Below are 14,700 nucleotides of genomic sequence, written 5' to 3'. Positions count from 1 at the left end.
CAAGCGCCAAAACGGCGCCATTCTATCTGATTTTGTCTGCGCAATCGATTGCTATTTGCTGATGGCGACATTTTTATTGTTTTTACACCTCAGTGCTTTCTGGTTCTCATGCAACGCTGGTCATAAGGGCCCGCCTTTGCTACAAAAAGAGAGTTCATCCAACATGAAAAGGAGCGGTGATGACCAAGTTGCTGCAAATAGGTGAGCTAGCCAAGCACTGTGGTGTCTCCACCGATACGCTGCGCTTTTATGAAAAATCTGGCTTGCTCGCACCGAGTGCACGCACAGAGGGTGGATACCGGCTTTATGCCGATGAGGCCATTAGCCAAGTGATGTTCATTTTACGCGGCAAAGAGATGGGGTTATCGCTTGATGAAATTCACGAGCTGTCTGACATTCGCGAAGAGGCGACGCTACACACCTGTGCAGAAGTAAAAGGGATCACCCAGCGGCGCCTGAATGAGGTCTCAGAGAAGATAGCCGCGCTTGAGCGGGTCAAGCATGCACTGACACGTTTAAATGCCGCCTGCTGCGGTATGGACGACGATGACGCGACCCATTGCTCGATATTAGAAACCCTGGCGGACAGCGAAGACTCCAATTCATGTTGCTAGGGTGGGGCGCTTTGTGCGCTCATAGATAACTAAAACGGGCTAACCGATTGACGGCTAGCCCGTTTTATCATAACCAAACGAATGATTGATTAGCTCGTGCCATATTGTCAGGTTTCTTGTGTTTGTTTGGCTTTTACCTTAGTCCTCTTGGACTAATGAGGTATAGCCTTGTCTTGGATGATTTTTGTACTGAGGGAAGGCCAGACCAAGCTGCTCATTGTCTACCATAGCCTTAAGGTACTGCTGCCGTATTGATTGTTGGTCTCTATCTAAAATGACAGCTAAGGCAGCGGCGGAAACGTAGTGCCCCTGGCATACATTGGCGATAGCAGAGGTCATCTGTTCTTTTCTGAGACGCTTTTTCTTTCTAGGTGCTTGAGCAAAAGCCATTAGCTCTTCTCTGAGGCTACTGCTCAATTCTTCCACTCTGTCTATAAATGGTAAGTCAAAATGCTCTAGAGCGATGAGACGGCCGTGGTTATCTCTATTTGATGGGGGGGCACTATGTTTGGAGCTCTCTTCGTTATATGTGGAGTTAAAACCGTTATGTGTGGAGCTAGGCTTGTTATATGTGGAGGTTTCGAGAGAGCTTGCAATATTTCTAGTACTAATAGAGGCAAATACTTCGTCTGGAGTAGGTAGCGTTACGCCGGGCAATGTGTAGGTCTTTTGTTTCTGCTCCCCATTTGAAACAAGAAACCCTTTAGCTTCTAAACGAGGTAAAGCGAGTGTCACTTCCCTTGAGTGACGAGTTGTAAGCTGACAAGCACGTTCATGATTGATCCACCCTTCCACCGCTGCGGTTGTCACAATGAGTTGTTCAAAGTCATCCAATCTGTTAAAGCTCTCACCAAATTGTTGGTGTAGAAGCTTACGAATGTCATTTGGGATTAAACTCGCTGTAGATAGCTCTAATAATGTTTGAGCCGGCGGCATTTTCTCCCAGAGCTTTGGAGTGCGCCAGTTTACGGATTTCCACCCACTAAAGATTTTTGGCATACCAGAACCCGCTCGTTCGCCTAAGCCTATCAGAAGAAACATCTGATGTAGCAGACGGTTGCGACAATCACTGGTTCCCCCTGCAATTACCTCTTCCAGAGGTATTCGCATTAGACCGGGATTTCGAAAACCGAACATATCCGGCCGTTTGACGACTAAAATAGAAACGCGCTCAGTAAAGTCTGCATGGACGATACAATTGACTAGTGCTTCACGAAGTGCTGTGTGAACAGGCGTATCAGCTTTGCGTTGTCCTTGTTCTAGCGTGAATGGTACTTTTAGTTCGGCTGTAAGCTTTTGGTAGACTTTGCGATAGAAATCAAAAAGGTTGCCTGACCAAGTGCCATCAGGGCAGACACGATCAATCCATCGTAGTTCAGTCTTGGCTTCGGGTCGTTCTTGATAATCGACAAAGTAATTAGGCGCTGCTGCGGTAATAGCTTCCCAATTACCGAACATGAGTATGCCTGCTATGGTGATCCCTTGCTTGCCTGTTTCACGGTCTTTTCGCCATCCACCTATCTTTTTGAATAATTCGAAGAGTTCATATTCAAGATATGGATGCTGGGGACTATGTGCTGCGAGCAGGTTGCGGTAGGTCTTCAAGCTATCAATGCTGATATCATCAGCAAAACTGTAATGATCCGAAAGAACTTCATTGTCGCGACTGTCATAGAGCTGTTCAGCGAGCATGCGCTTGACTGTTTCATCGTCACAGCGACGATCTCCCTCGTGTATACGTAAGTAAGTATTTCCGAAAGGCGTTTTCTTCAGATGAACAGGCTTTTGCTTGCGAGATGCAGGTGGAACGTGAACAGCCAGTACAGGCTTATCCTGTAGCATTACATGTTGTACATCCTGATTGGATATTACATTGCTACTGACCTTGTCGCGATCATTGAGTTGATTGAAAAGGTCTGTTTTCACTTTTTCGGGTTCGCTGACGCCAACAGGAGTGAACTCACCATGTTTTTCTAGAACACCGAGTATAACCCACCCGCCACGGCCGTTGGCCATGGCCGAGTAGGATGACCAGAAGTCTTTGGGCAATGCTCCTTTACCGTCTCTACCGCCAGCCAGTTTGAACTCGACTTGGTCAGACTCAACCAGGGTTTTAAGGTCTAGGATATCCTCGATAGCTATGTTCATTTGCTCGCCGCTGCGTATGGTGGTGTCTGTTCAGCTTGATAAGACTTAATATGATACTGTTTTTTAAAGGCTCGATCTGCTGGTGAAGCAGCAGATTGTATGATCTCTGTCGTTATGACCAACTGAAATAGCTTGCGTGCCACAAGTGATGTTCTTCAAATCAACGATCTAGATTATTCTTTATGAGAGGCTGACAGCGGTCCGAAAAACTTCTGGGAGACAAGGCTAAGCGCAGAGACATGAAACGCCAGCTGAGGTGCATGGAGTTATCTTAAATGGTCAACTTCAGTCTGAGTGTCATGCTTGTGCCTGAATCGCCACTGATTTGTTAGGCAGCTTTTAGTTATCTAAACTCGCTAAAAGAGGTGTCTATGAGCATAAACGTGATCCCAAACCATTAAAAGCCGAAGCAGTAAAATAAAAGCCGAAGCAGTAAAACAGTTATTGTAGCCGGTCAGGGTTAATTGGTTGATATGCAAAGCCTTAAGCCTTTATCGAATGGACATGTTAGGGGAACAGATAACAAAAAAGCCGTGTCCCCAAGAAGGTGGCACGGCTTTATTATCAAGGATTTATTCCTCGGCAATCAGTTCATGCCGTATTTTTTCAGTTTCTTACGCAATGTACCGCGGTTGATGCCCATCATGGTGGCTGCGCGGGTTTGGTTGCCGCGCGTGTATTGCATGATGGTATCCAGCAGTGGCTGCTCAACTTCTGCGAGGACAAGCTCATACAGATCGTTGACTTCCTGGCCATTCAATTGCGCGAGGTAGTTCTTCAAGGACGCTTTTACAGAGTCACGAAGTGGCTTTTGCGTAATTTGATCTTGTGAAGTTACAGTCGTTACTGTCAATGTTTCGGAAGTCAGGTTTTGTTCGAACATATTCTGTCAGCTCTTCTCGTATTTATGCAACGTTGTCGAAGTAGCCTTGCAGCGCATCGATCTGCTGTGGTGCATCTTCGATTGCGTTGAAGGTGCGGCGAAAGTCGCCAATTTGGTCATGCTCTTTTAGGTACCAGCCCACGTGTTTACGGGCAATACGTAACCCTTTGAGCTCCCCATAAAACTGATGAAGCTCTTGAACATGACCCAACAAAATCGTCCTAACCTCTTCTAACGAAGGGGCAGGCAAGTGCTCACCTGTGGTGAGATAGTGGTGGATTTCGCGAAAAATCCACGGGCGTCCCTGAGCAGGGCGACCAATCATTACCGCATCCGCACCCGTGTAGTCGAGGACATACTGGGCTTTTTCTGGTGAGTCAATGTCGCCATTGGCAATCACCGGAATGGATACCGCTGCCTTGGCAGCCTTAATGCTGTCGTATTCTGCTTCACCTTTGTACATACAGGCACGCGTGCGGCCATGTAGTGCAAGGGCTTGGATGCCACAATCTTCCGCCATCCGGGCGATCTCAACACAATTCTTATTGTCCGGATCCCAGCCTGTACGTGTTTTGAGTGTCACGGGAACATCCACCGCGTTTACCGTGGCTTTGAGGATTTGTTCAATGAGATCAGGCCGCGTTAGCAAGGCAGAGCCTGCTAACTTTTTGTTGACCTTTTTCATTGGACAACCCATGTTGATGTCAATAATTTGCGCCCCGTTCTCCACACAAAACTGCGCCGCGTCAGCCATAAGCTCGGGTTCAGCCCCCGCGATTTGCACTGAACGCAGACCGGATTCGTCAATATGAACCATGCGCTTTTGCGACTTGCTCGTTCGCCACAACGCCGGATTCGACGACATCATTTCACTGATCGCCATGCCCGCACCATGTGCAAGGCATAACTCACGAAATGGTCTATCTGTCACGCCGGCCATTGGGGCCACGATCAAGGGGACATCCAGGGTGTAGGGTCCGATACGCAAAAGCTCTAAATCCTCTTCAGCCGCTCTGAGTCAGCAAGGGCGCGCATTTTACGCATTTTTTCAGTATCTGAAAAGGACAATATTTGAGCATTGATGGCTTGATTTTTACAGTTCTTTTTGTATCGATGGCGTTTCGCTGATTAATCAAGCAGTTCGGTATGCTCATTAAATAAGCCTGATGCACTGGCGTGGCGAGTGTGTCAGGCTTTATGGGTGCCAATGAGCTGTTTAAGCAGGTAAATCCCCACTTATGCGGCACCACTCTTCGCGCTCGACAATCGGGTCGATAGTGAGACTGTCACGGTAATGGTTCGCCACATCATCCGCTTGAGTTTCTAGCACGCCAGACATCGCTAGCTGACCGCCGGGTTTGATAAGGCCTTTGATGACACTCGATAATTCACGCAACGGTCCGGCAAGAATGTTAGCAACCACCACATCGGCTTTGAGATCGGCCGGTTGGTCCTTAGGAAGATAGAGGTGAAGTTGGTCGGCGACACCATTGCGCTCGGCGTTGTCTTTTGATGCCAACAGCGCTTGTGGGTCAATATCAATACCAATCACACGCTCGGCACCCAGTTTAATCGCCGCAATCGCGAGAATGCCGGATCCGCAGCCAAAATCGACCACGGTTTTGCCACTTAGATCTAGGCTATCAAGCCATTCCAAGCACAGTGCGGTGGTTGGGTGTGAGCCGGTGCCAAAGGCGAGGCCCGGATCGAGCATCACGTTCACAGCTTTATCATCAGGCACTTCACACCAGGTTGGACAGATCCAAAGTCGCTGGCCACATTGAATGGGCTTAAAGTTATCCATCCATGCGCGCGTCCAGTCTTTGTCTTCCAGTTGCTCTACTTTATGGGCAAAGTCATCAGCGAGAAGTGGGCTGGTGCTGATCATAGCCAATACATCACGCATGTCAGTGTGCGCATCATACAAGGCCATGATATCTGTCTCGCCCCATAAGCGGGTTTCACCGGGTAAGGGCTCAAAAACCGGTGTGTCTTTAGCGTCTAAGAAGGTGACAGACAGCGCGCCGGTTTCTTCCATTAGCAGGTCGCCAATCGCTTCGGCGTTATCAGACGTTGCATTCAATTTGAGTTGGATCCAAGGCATGGTGAGTCTCGTGTCGGAAAAGGAATATGGCGATTTTACCAGATCCATACTGTGCTCGCTGCACAAGATGATGACAGCATGATGAGCATTGAGGGTGGGTGGGATTTTTTGCCAGTTAGCGCGGGTTTTATGCAAAAAACCGCCGATTAACGGCGGTTTGGTTGCTAACGTTGATGGCATGGCCTCGGTGATGGCCAACGGCATGATTACGACAAGCCGAGTTTCTTCTCGAGATAATGAATGTTGGCACCGCCGTGTTGGAAGTGCTCGTCATTCATAATATCGAGCTGGAGAGGAATGTTGGTTTTAATCCCATCAATCACGGTTTCCGCGAGGGCATTCCGCATACGCGCAATCGCGACGTCACGGTTCTCTCCGTAACAGATAAGCTTGCCAACCATGGAGTCATAATGGGGCGGAACCTGATAGCCCGCGTACACGTGTGACTCCCAACGCACGCCCATTCCGCCTGGAGAGTGGAAGCGTTCAATTTTGCCTGGGCTCGGGATAAAGCGCTCTGGATCTTCAGCGTTGATCCGGCATTCCACCGCGTGGCCGCGAATTTGGATGTCGTCTTGGGTGAACGACAGTGGCTGACCCGCCGCAATGCGGAGTTGTTCTTTGACCAAGTCGACGCCAGTCACCATTTCGGTAACGGGGTGCTCGACCTGGATGCGAGTGTTCATCTCAATAAAGTAGAACTCGCCGTTTTCATATAAGAACTCAAAGGTACCTGCGCCGCGATAACCGATCTCAACACATGCGCGGCAGCAGCGCTCGCCAATGAATTTACGCATCTCTGCGGTAATTCCAGGGGCTGGCGCTTCTTCAACCACTTTTTGGTGACGGCGCTGCATTGAGCAATCGCGTTCACCCAGGTGAATCGCCCCGCCTTGACCGTCGGCCAAGACTTGCACTTCAACATGGCGAGGGTTCTCAAGGAATTTTTCCATGTAAACCATGTCGTTGCTAAATGCAGATTTGGCTTCGGCGCGGGTCATGGCAATCGCATCGATAAGCTCCGCTTCAGAGCGCACCACGCGCATCCCCCGGCCACCGCCGCCACCGGATGCTTTGATGATCACCGGATAGCCAATACGTTTGGCAATGGTTTTGTTTTTTTCCTGATCGCTACCCAGCGGGCCATCTGAACCGGGGACACAGGGCACCCCTGCTTTCTTCATCGCTTCAATCGCCGATACCTTATCGCCCATCAGGCGGATGGTTTCGGCTTTGGGGCCGACAAAGACAAACCCTGAACGCTCAACCTGCTCGGCAAAATCAGCGTTTTCGGATAGGAAGCCGTAACCGGGGTGAATGGCCACCGCGCCGGTAATTTCAGCGGCGCTGATGATGCGAGGAATATTCAGATAGCTTTGGTTACTCGGTGCAGGGCCGATACAGACGGTTTCATCGGCGAGCAACACGTGTTTAAGATCGCGGTCAGCGGTCGAGTGCACCGCGACGGTTTTAATCCCCAGCTCTTTGCACGCACGCAAAATGCGCAATGCAATTTCACCGCGGTTAGCAATTACAATTTTATCTAACATGCGCCCTCGCTTATTCGATGATCACGAGTGGTTCGTCGAATTCAACGGGCTGACCGTCTTCACAGAGAATCGCTTTGACCACACCGCTCTTGTCGGCTTGGATTTGGTTCATCATCTTCATCGCTTCGACAATACACAAGGCGTCGCCCTCTTGCACGTGGCTACCGACTTCGACAAATGCGGCCGATTCTGGGCTTGGTGCACGATAGAAGGTACCGACCATCGGTGAAAGCACTTGATGCCCGCTCGGTTGCGGTGCGCTTGCAGGTTCAGCGGCCGGCGCTTCAGGCGCGGCGGGTGCCGGGGCGGGTGCCGGTGCGTATTGTGGCGCAGCCATTTGCGCAGGCGCCGCTGGGGAAGAGCGGCTGATACGAACTGACTCTTCGCCTTCGGCAATCTCTAGCTCAGAGATGCCTGACTCTTCAACAAGCTCGATCAGTTTCTTAATCTTACGGATATCCATGATAGGTCTCTTCTTTATGTTTTGTTTTACTCAGCCGCAAACGCCAAATGACGCGCGGCCGCTGTTAAGGCGAATTCATAACCATCAGCACCAAAGCCGCTGAGCACCCCGACGGCTTTATCCGAAAAGTACGAGTGATGCCGGAAGGACTCACGTGCGTAGACATTCGACAAGTGCACTTCGATAAAAGGGATGTCGACCCCTAATAGGGCGTCACGCAGGGCGACAGAGGTATGGGTCAGCGCTGCTGGGTTGATAATGATAAAGTCCACGGTCTCCATGGCTTGGTGGACTTTATCGATGAGGCTAGCTTCGCTATTGGATTGAAAGTGTTCAAGACTGAGACCCAAGGTAGCGGCTTGTGCCTCTAAGCCCGCCATGATTTGGCTAAGGGTCTGGGCGCCGTAATGCTCGGGCTCACGCTTGCCAAGCAAATTGAGGTTTGGGCCATTTAAAACTAAAACTTGGTTTTTTGTAGACATCTTGACGCTTACTTCTCCTATTCGCTGTTATTGTGCAGCTTAATGCGGATTCCAGCCGGTGGGCATGTTATGACGGCGCATACCATGCAAATTTGTCCTTACTGACAGCAATTATAGAGACTTCAGCGCAAATCGCAGCAAAATACTGGTCTAATCAGCACACTTTGTCCTTTTGCTATCAAAAAATGGTGAGTGACGGGCGGTTTGACGCGAGGTGACCCCTCATGCCCCTACTTTTTGTGTGATTGCGAGGGAGGGAAAGAGTTCCGTTTCCCGTGTGCTGGGGATCAAAAAAGCCGCCCGCAGGCGGCAAAGGTTGCTAAGCAATCTTTCGTGAGGGTTAGACCACACTTTCTTTTTCTGCGATAAGCTTATCCACCACACTGGGATCGGCCAATGTCGAGGTATCGCCCAGACTACCGGTATCACCGGTGGCGATTTTGCGCAGAATACGACGCATGATTTTGCCTGAACGGGTTTTAGGCAGTGCATCCGTCCAGTGGATAAAGTCGGGCGTCGCAATCGGGCCAATTTCTTTGCGCACCCACTCTTTGACTTCCTTGTGGAGTTCGGCACTGGGCACTTCACCGGCATTAAGGGTGATATAGGCATAGATCGCTTGGCCTTTGATATCGTGTGGCACACCAACAATCGCGGCTTCGGCAATTTTATCGAATGCGACGAGCGCGGATTCGACTTCGGCGGTACCCATTCGGTGACCCGAGATATTGAGGACATCATCGACGCGCCCGGTGATCCAGTAATAGCCGTCTTCATCACGACGCGCCCCGTCACCGGTAAAGTACATGCCTTTAAAGGTGGAGAAATAAGTTTGCTCGAAGCGGTCGTGATCGCCAAAGACGGTACGCATCTGTCCTGGCCACGAGTCGAGCATCACGAGGTTACCCTCGGTGGCGCCCTCGAGTATATGGCCCATGTTATCCACCAAGGCCGGCTGTACGCCAAAGAAAGGACGCGTTGCAGAGCCCGGTTTCAGTGCGGTGGCACCGGGCAGTGGGGTGATCAAGATCCCACCGGTTTCCGTTTGCCACCAGGTGTCGACAATCGGACATGCTTGGTTGCCAATGGTGCTGTGATACCACTCCCACGCCTCTGGGTTAATAGGTTCACCCACCGAGCCCATGATCCGCAGTGAGTCGCGTTGGGTGCCAGCGACCGCTTCATTGCCTTTGGCCATCAATGCACGGATGGCGGTCGGCGCGGTGTAAAGAATATTCACTTGGTGCTTATCGACAACTTCACTCATTCGTGCGGTGCTTGGATAAGTGGGAACGCCTTCAAATAAGATTGTTTTCGCGCCGTTGGCCAGCGGCCCGTATACCAAGTAGCTGTGGCCGGTGATCCAGCCAACATCCGCGGTACACCAGAACACGTCTCCCTCTTGATAGTCGAAGACATATTTAAAGGTCATCGCCGCATACACCAGATAGCCACCGGTCGTATGCAGTACCCCTTTTGGCGTGCCTGTGGAGCCAGATGTATAGAGAATAAACAAAGGATCTTCGGCTTTCATCTCTTCGGCAGGGCAGTTATCAGACACCTTCGCAGTGGCCTCGTGCCACCAGACATCACGATGATTGTGCCAGTCAATATCGCCGCCAGTGCGTTGGTAGACCACCACTTTTTCAATCGACTTTACATTGGGATTGGCGAGGGCATCATCGACGTTTTTCTTCAGGGGCACCGCACGGCCACCACGTATTCCTTCATCGGCGGTCACCACTACCTTAGCATTGGAATCAATAATCCGGCCTGCCAGTGCTTCGGGAGAAAAGCCGCCAAACACCACGGTATGCACGGCACCAATACGGGCACAGGCCAGCATCGCCACCGCCGCTTCCATCACCATTGGCATGTACAGACACACCACATCGCCTTTTCTGACACCGTTGTCTTTTAAGACATTGGCAAATTGGCATACTTGCTGGTGGAGTTGGTGATAAGTGAGCGTGGCATCGTCCTTTGGATCGTCGCCTTCCCAAATTAAGGCAACCTGATCGCCTTTGTCTTTAAGATGACGGTCAATACAGTTGGCTGCCACGTTCAAGGTACCATCCTCAAACCAGCGGATATCCACATGGCCGGTATCAAACGAGGTGTGTTTGACTTTGGTATAAGGTGTCATCCAATCCAGAATTTGCCCGTGCTCGCGCCAAAAGCCTTCCGGGTCGGTCACTGACTGCTGATAGAGTGCTTGATACTTGGCTTCATCCGCGTGTGCCTTTTGTGCAATTGAAGGCATGACGGGGTATACGTGACTATCGCTCATCCTGTTTCTCCTCGTGTCCGCGATGCTCCACGCGGCGCTTCCATGTCATGAGATGTCAGGCGTTACCGCTGCCTGGCAAACGAAAACCATGCAGTAAAGGTGTGACATATCGGGTCGTCCGACAATTAGACTTTAGGATGACCCCATTGATTTTTAAGCGATTTGCGCAGTTGTCAGGCCAGATAGTGGGGGCTGGATCCCACTTTGTCGTTGCGTTCGTGCGCCAGTCGCGCGTCGATGCGTTATTTGGATTGCAGCATGGGCATCTCACCTTGGGTGAGGCGGACATAAATCAATGCCGCGGCGAGCGCATCATCCAACGCATCATGCCGGGCCGGCAAAGGGACATCGAGGTGACGACTAATGGCTTCCATGCTGATGTCGTGATAGGCATTAGGGAGCAGGCGCTCGAGTTTGCGTTGATAAATATCACTGACTTCAATCAGAGGATTGGGCAGTGGAAAGCCAAGGTACTGGCGCGCGTAACGATCAAGAATGCATTTATCGTAACGGATATGGTAACCAACTAAGGGGTGGTTACCAATAAAGTCGACCAGCGCAGTGATCGCCTGTTCCCCACTGACTCCATGGGTGAGATCTTGGTGGCGGAGTTGGTGAATTCTGACCGAGCCGGCGCTCAGACTTTCTGGCGCGGCCAGTGTCAAGGTGAGGGCGTGACTGGTGAGGATCCGGTTGCCTTTGATCGGGGTGGCCGCAATCGTAACTAACTCTGCACGATGCGGATCCAAGCTGGTGGTCTCACAGTCCAGTGAAATCAGCGTGTTTGAGTCGGGGGGCAAAAATAAGTCCCGATAGGGTGAGTGTCGTAGACGATGACGGTACCAATGCCGAGTCAGCCAATTCAAATTAGTCCCTCACGTGATAATGGAAAGCGAGTGACTCTTTAAACTTTTTCACCACATGCAGCCCGTGGCGTAGCAAGTCGCGTTCGCTCGAAGGGAGGTGAGCCACGTCGAGGTAATTGCTTTGTGGCTCGCCACTCAATTGTTGCCTTAAACGTAATCGGATAAACAACTTCAAGGCCTCGGAGAGGTTTTCCGCCGTTTCTTCCGCCAGTGCCCCTAGGTTGGCAAGCTGCTCCAGCCGCTCAAAGGTGTTGGTGTGGCGCACGCCCTTCTCTAAACTCATGGTTCTCACGCCATGGACGATGGGGAAAATCCCGCCTTTTTTGATATCTAGCCCTTCTTTACTGCTTTTGAGCGAGCCAAACACGGTAAGAGGGACGCGAAAGGCGAGCGCAGGGCGGACAAAGGTGTTGAGCGTCAACATATTGTCGGTCAAGGTGTCGTTGAGGGGGGATTGGATCGCATCAATCAGACTCAGATCGCCGGCGATCGGCTGGCTGTCAGCGAGGATCGCCAAGTCCATGACGCTTTGATGATTGGCACTTTGTGCCAGATTACGCACGGTTTGCTGCCATTGCGTGGCGGTTTTCACCCATTTGGGGTTACTGACCATCACGTGACCCGGACAGGGCGGATAACCGAGTTGATAGAGCGTGTGTGAAAAGGTCTCCATCACTTGTTGGCAATCGGGCCAGTTGAGATCGTCGGCGAGAATCAAGGCGTTGTCTTGGTCGGTTTTAAGCACTTGCTCGCCGCGCCCTTCAGAGCCCATTACCACCAAGCAACACTGGCTTTGGTAAGCCTCGGGCACTAACAAGCGGAAGGCTTTTTCCATGATTTGCTCATTCACGGTGGCGATAAGCTGCATTACAAAGCGGGTGTGAATGCCATTATTAAATAAGGTGTGTACCAGCTTGCTCTGGCTGTTTGCGGCGATCACCAGTTCGTCAATGGTTTGTGCGCGGGCTATTTGTAAGTTCAGCACGTGAGAGTGAGTGGAAAAGAGGCTCAGTACCTGAGGAAGGTCGAGCATCCCTGCTGTGTTTCCGTGTTCATTGACGACCCGGACACGTTTTACGCGCTGGCGTGTCATCTTAATCATGGCGTGAAAGAGAAAGTCGCCGCGTTCCACACTGATCACCGGACGTGTGGCCACCTCGCCAACAGGTACGGATTGATCGTAGCCCTCTAGCACGAGCGCATGAAGCAAATTGGTGCGGGTGATAATGCCGCAGTCGCCCTTTTCATCATCTACCAAGGCGCAGTCGCAGCGCTCGGCTTTCATCTGGGCGGTGGCAACATGCAGGGGTACGTCGGAGGCGACACACAAGGCAGGTTGAATATTGCTGTCATCAATCCGAGTGAGCATAAACTCGGCGAGGTTTTGCTGCTGACGCGCTTGCACCATCAGCGTTTGTCGGCGCTGAAGGTTGGTATCAAAGTAGCCTCGAAACGCGTGATTATGATGATAAATGGCGAGAAACACCTCAGCAGGCAATAAATGACAGAGGGTATCTTCTAGCGCACGGTATCGATGTTTGGCGGTGCCATTAAGCAGCGCTGGCACGTCAAATAAGTCGTCGGTGGTATAATGAGAAAATACTTCCTTACCGTCTTCTGACACTTCTTCCACGCTGCCTTTAATAATGATAAAGAGCTGCTCGCCCGTATCACCGGGTTGGATCAGGGTGTCGCCACGGCGAAAGTAGGCAACGTCGAGTGCTTGGCGGCATTGTTTGACTTGTGATGCGGTTAGGCAGTCAAAGGGCGCATGAGAGGTGTCAAAAGGTTCAGGCATAGTCGCACTCCTCACTGTGGTATTCACAGTGTGTCTCACCCTTTTCGATCTCGCTAGCCGACTTTAGTCTAGCCAAGGACGTATACGGATTGGCCACCCCCACGCATTTGTCGACATTCGTGGTGCACGTGTCTTTTTTTCCTCGCACAGAGCTGCGACACTTAGCGGGTATCTATCTTAATGTGAAGTAATGAGATGACCGTAACCCAATGTTCTCCGTTTCGCTGGCTGTCAGAATACTTTGGTGGCTTCTTTTTTTCCTATGGTGTGTATCTGCCGTTTTGGGCGGTATGGTTTGAGTACCTAGGCCTAAATTCAGGTGTGATCGGCACCTTGATAGGACTCGGTTTCGCGACCCGTTGTGTGGCTAACTTAGTCTTTACACCGCGTGTGCAACAGGTTGAAGCCTTGCTGCCCGCTCTGAGGGCATTGACGCTCATGGCGTTAGTGACGTGTGTATTGCACCCCTTAATGGGAGCCAATGTGTGGTGGCTTGCTTTGGTGACTGTGTTGTTTAATCTTGCCATTGGTCCCTCCGTACCGCTGTCAGATGCGCTTGCCAACTATTATGCGCGCCATAAAGTTATCGACTATGGTCGAACCCGTCTTTGGGGATCGATCGCCTTTATTGTTGGGTCGAGTTTGACCGGGTGGCTGGTGACCGAGCAATCGGCGGCGATTATTCCTTGGGTCGCGATTGGCGGCTTGTCTGCCTGTTTGTTGCTGACGTTGCGTCGGCCGACATTGATGCCACAAAGCGAGCGCGATATGACCAATAGCAAAGTCTCGATGCGTCAGCTTTTCCGCGACCGTCAGGTGGTCGTGTTCTTGTTAATCGCCTCCCTGCTGCAAGGCAGCCACGCAGCGTATTACAGTTTTAGTGCGATCTACTGGAAGCAGGCTGGATATAGTGAGAGCATTGTCGGCTATTTGTGGAGCCTCGGGGTGGTGGCGGAAGTAGCCGTCTTTGCCTTAGGCGCGCGGCTTTTTAATGGCTGGTCATCCAAAGCCTTGTTCCAATTGGCGGCTGTGGGTGTATTGCTGCGTTGGGGGATCACAGGGACGACGACCGCCGCGGTGCCAGTGATCCTGGTGCAACTGCTCCACGGCATTACGTTTGCCGGCGCGCACCTGGGCGCGATGCAGTATATTCAGCGCGAGTGTGGGGCGCGATTGGTGGCCACACAAGCGGCGTACAATGCGTTACCAATGGGCGCAGTGGTGGCGGCGCTGACCACGGCAAGCGGGTGGATTTATGCCGTATCGCCCTCTGGCACCTTCTATACCATGGCACTGCTCGCGCTGCCTGTTTTTGTTTTACCGCTGCGTGAACCGGCATTTTGGCGTGCCAAGCAAGCTAAGGTGGCATAGGCAGACCTAAACTGTAATAGACCATGTTTAGGCTTGCAGTAAAGTTAGCTAGGGTGCCCACAAAGCGAATACGAGACGATTGAGTGGGCGCCGATACCGTGTTACACCCAGCTCAAGGATTCGGCAAAGGA

12 protein-coding genes are annotated in these 14,700 nt (G+C 51.4%); 2 read left to right on the top strand and 10 right to left on the bottom strand.

The genetic code is table 11. The annotated features are described in order from the left end of the window. Positions 1-188: 188 nt before the first annotated feature. On the top strand, positions 189-614 hold the full coding sequence (gene zntR / locus BGL48_RS04470; protein ID WP_369801946.1) for a Zn(2+)-responsive transcriptional regulator: 426 nt from the start codon (positions 189-191) through the stop codon (positions 612-614). A 138-nt stretch (positions 615-752) separates the two neighbouring features. Here the strand turns inward: zntR and BGL48_RS04465 are convergent, their stop codons facing one another. The 10 genes from BGL48_RS04465 to BGL48_RS04420 all read right to left on the bottom strand — a co-directional run bounded on the left by BGL48_RS04465 (position 753) and on the right by BGL48_RS04420 (position 13,198). Further along, positions 753-2,762, bottom strand: a complete 2,010-nt coding sequence (locus BGL48_RS04465; RefSeq protein WP_069361538.1) for an RNA-binding domain-containing protein — start codon at positions 2,760-2,762, stop codon at positions 753-755. A 586-nt stretch (positions 2,763-3,348) separates the two neighbouring features. Beyond that, positions 3,349-3,645, bottom strand: a complete 297-nt coding sequence (fis, locus tag BGL48_RS04460; protein ID WP_021024113.1) for a DNA-binding transcriptional regulator Fis — start codon at positions 3,643-3,645, stop codon at positions 3,349-3,351. 22 nt (positions 3,646-3,667) lie between these two features. Then, positions 3,668-4,633, bottom strand: a complete 966-nt coding sequence (dusB, locus tag BGL48_RS04455) for a tRNA dihydrouridine synthase DusB (protein ID WP_069361537.1) — start codon at positions 4,631-4,633, stop codon at positions 3,668-3,670. Positions 4,634-4,861: 228 nt separating this feature from the next. Then, positions 4,862-5,749 carry a 50S ribosomal protein L11 methyltransferase gene (gene prmA, locus BGL48_RS04450; protein WP_069361563.1) on the bottom strand — a complete coding sequence of 296 codons (888 nt, stop codon included), beginning with the start codon at positions 5,747-5,749 and terminating at the stop codon, positions 4,862-4,864. Positions 5,750-5,955: 206 nt separating this feature from the next. Beyond that, positions 5,956-7,299: an acetyl-CoA carboxylase biotin carboxylase subunit gene (accC, locus tag BGL48_RS04445; protein ID WP_069361536.1), complete on the bottom strand. Its 1,344-nt coding sequence runs from the start codon at positions 7,297-7,299 to the stop codon at positions 5,956-5,958. Positions 7,300-7,309: 10 nt separating this feature from the next. Beyond that, on the bottom strand, positions 7,310-7,762 hold the full coding sequence (gene accB, locus BGL48_RS04440; protein ID WP_069361535.1) for an acetyl-CoA carboxylase biotin carboxyl carrier protein: 453 nt from the start codon (positions 7,760-7,762) through the stop codon (positions 7,310-7,312). A 26-nt stretch (positions 7,763-7,788) separates the two neighbouring features. After that, on the bottom strand, positions 7,789-8,244 hold the full coding sequence (gene aroQ, locus BGL48_RS04435; RefSeq protein WP_069361534.1) for a type II 3-dehydroquinate dehydratase: 456 nt from the start codon (positions 8,242-8,244) through the stop codon (positions 7,789-7,791). 340 nt (positions 8,245-8,584) lie between these two features. Then, positions 8,585-10,534, bottom strand: a complete 1,950-nt coding sequence (gene acs / locus BGL48_RS04430) for an acetate--CoA ligase (protein WP_069361533.1) — start codon at positions 10,532-10,534, stop codon at positions 8,585-8,587. A 242-nt stretch (positions 10,535-10,776) separates the two neighbouring features. Next, the gene (locus BGL48_RS04425; RefSeq protein WP_069361532.1) at positions 10,777-11,400 is read right to left on the bottom strand and encodes a 3'-5' exonuclease; all 624 of its coding nucleotides are present in this window, start codon (positions 11,398-11,400) and stop codon (positions 10,777-10,779) included. Position 11,401: 1 nt separating this feature from the next. Then, positions 11,402-13,198, bottom strand: coding sequence for a DUF294 nucleotidyltransferase-like domain-containing protein (locus BGL48_RS04420; RefSeq protein ID WP_069361531.1), 1,797 nt, complete (start codon positions 13,196-13,198; stop codon positions 11,402-11,404). A 195-nt stretch (positions 13,199-13,393) separates the two neighbouring features. Between BGL48_RS04420 and BGL48_RS04415 the strand changes: the two genes are divergently transcribed. After that, positions 13,394-14,569: a 3-phenylpropionate MFS transporter gene (locus BGL48_RS04415; protein ID WP_069361530.1), complete on the top strand. Its 1,176-nt coding sequence runs from the start codon at positions 13,394-13,396 to the stop codon at positions 14,567-14,569. Positions 14,570-14,700: the final 131 nt, after the last annotated feature.

Origin of the sequence: Salinivibrio sp. SS3, from assembly GCF_001722105.1 — a bacterium.
GTDB classification, from domain to species: domain Bacteria; phylum Pseudomonadota; class Gammaproteobacteria; order Enterobacterales; family Vibrionaceae; genus Salinivibrio; species Salinivibrio kushneri.
The sequence above is the reverse complement of the archived record's forward strand: the minus strand, read 5'-3'. Positions and strand labels throughout refer to the sequence as shown.

Excerpts from the sequence above, each read along its gene's own strand:
- BGL48_RS04465 (WP_069361538.1), bottom strand. The coding sequence starts at position 2,762 with ATGAACATAGCTATCGAGGATATCCTAGACCTTAAAACCCTGGTTGAG.
- fis (WP_021024113.1), bottom strand. The coding sequence starts at position 3,645 with ATGTTCGAACAAAACCTGACTTCCGAAACATTGACAGTAACGACTGTA.
- prmA (WP_069361563.1), bottom strand. The coding sequence starts at position 5,749 with ATGCCTTGGATCCAACTCAAATTGAATGCAACGTCTGATAACGCCGAA.
- accC (WP_069361536.1), bottom strand. The coding sequence starts at position 7,299 with ATGTTAGATAAAATTGTAATTGCTAACCGCGGTGAAATTGCATTGCGC.
- accB (WP_069361535.1), bottom strand. The coding sequence starts at position 7,762 with ATGGATATCCGTAAGATTAAGAAACTGATCGAGCTTGTTGAAGAGTCA.
- aroQ (WP_069361534.1), bottom strand. The coding sequence starts at position 8,244 with ATGTCTACAAAAAACCAAGTTTTAGTTTTAAATGGCCCAAACCTCAAT.
- acs (WP_069361533.1), bottom strand. The coding sequence starts at position 10,534 with ATGAGCGATAGTCACGTATACCCCGTCATGCCTTCAATTGCACAAAAG.
- BGL48_RS04420 (WP_069361531.1), bottom strand. The coding sequence starts at position 13,198 with ATGCCTGAACCTTTTGACACCTCTCATGCGCCCTTTGACTGCCTAACC.
- BGL48_RS04415 (WP_069361530.1), top strand. The coding sequence starts at position 13,394 with ATGACCGTAACCCAATGTTCTCCGTTTCGCTGGCTGTCAGAATACTTT.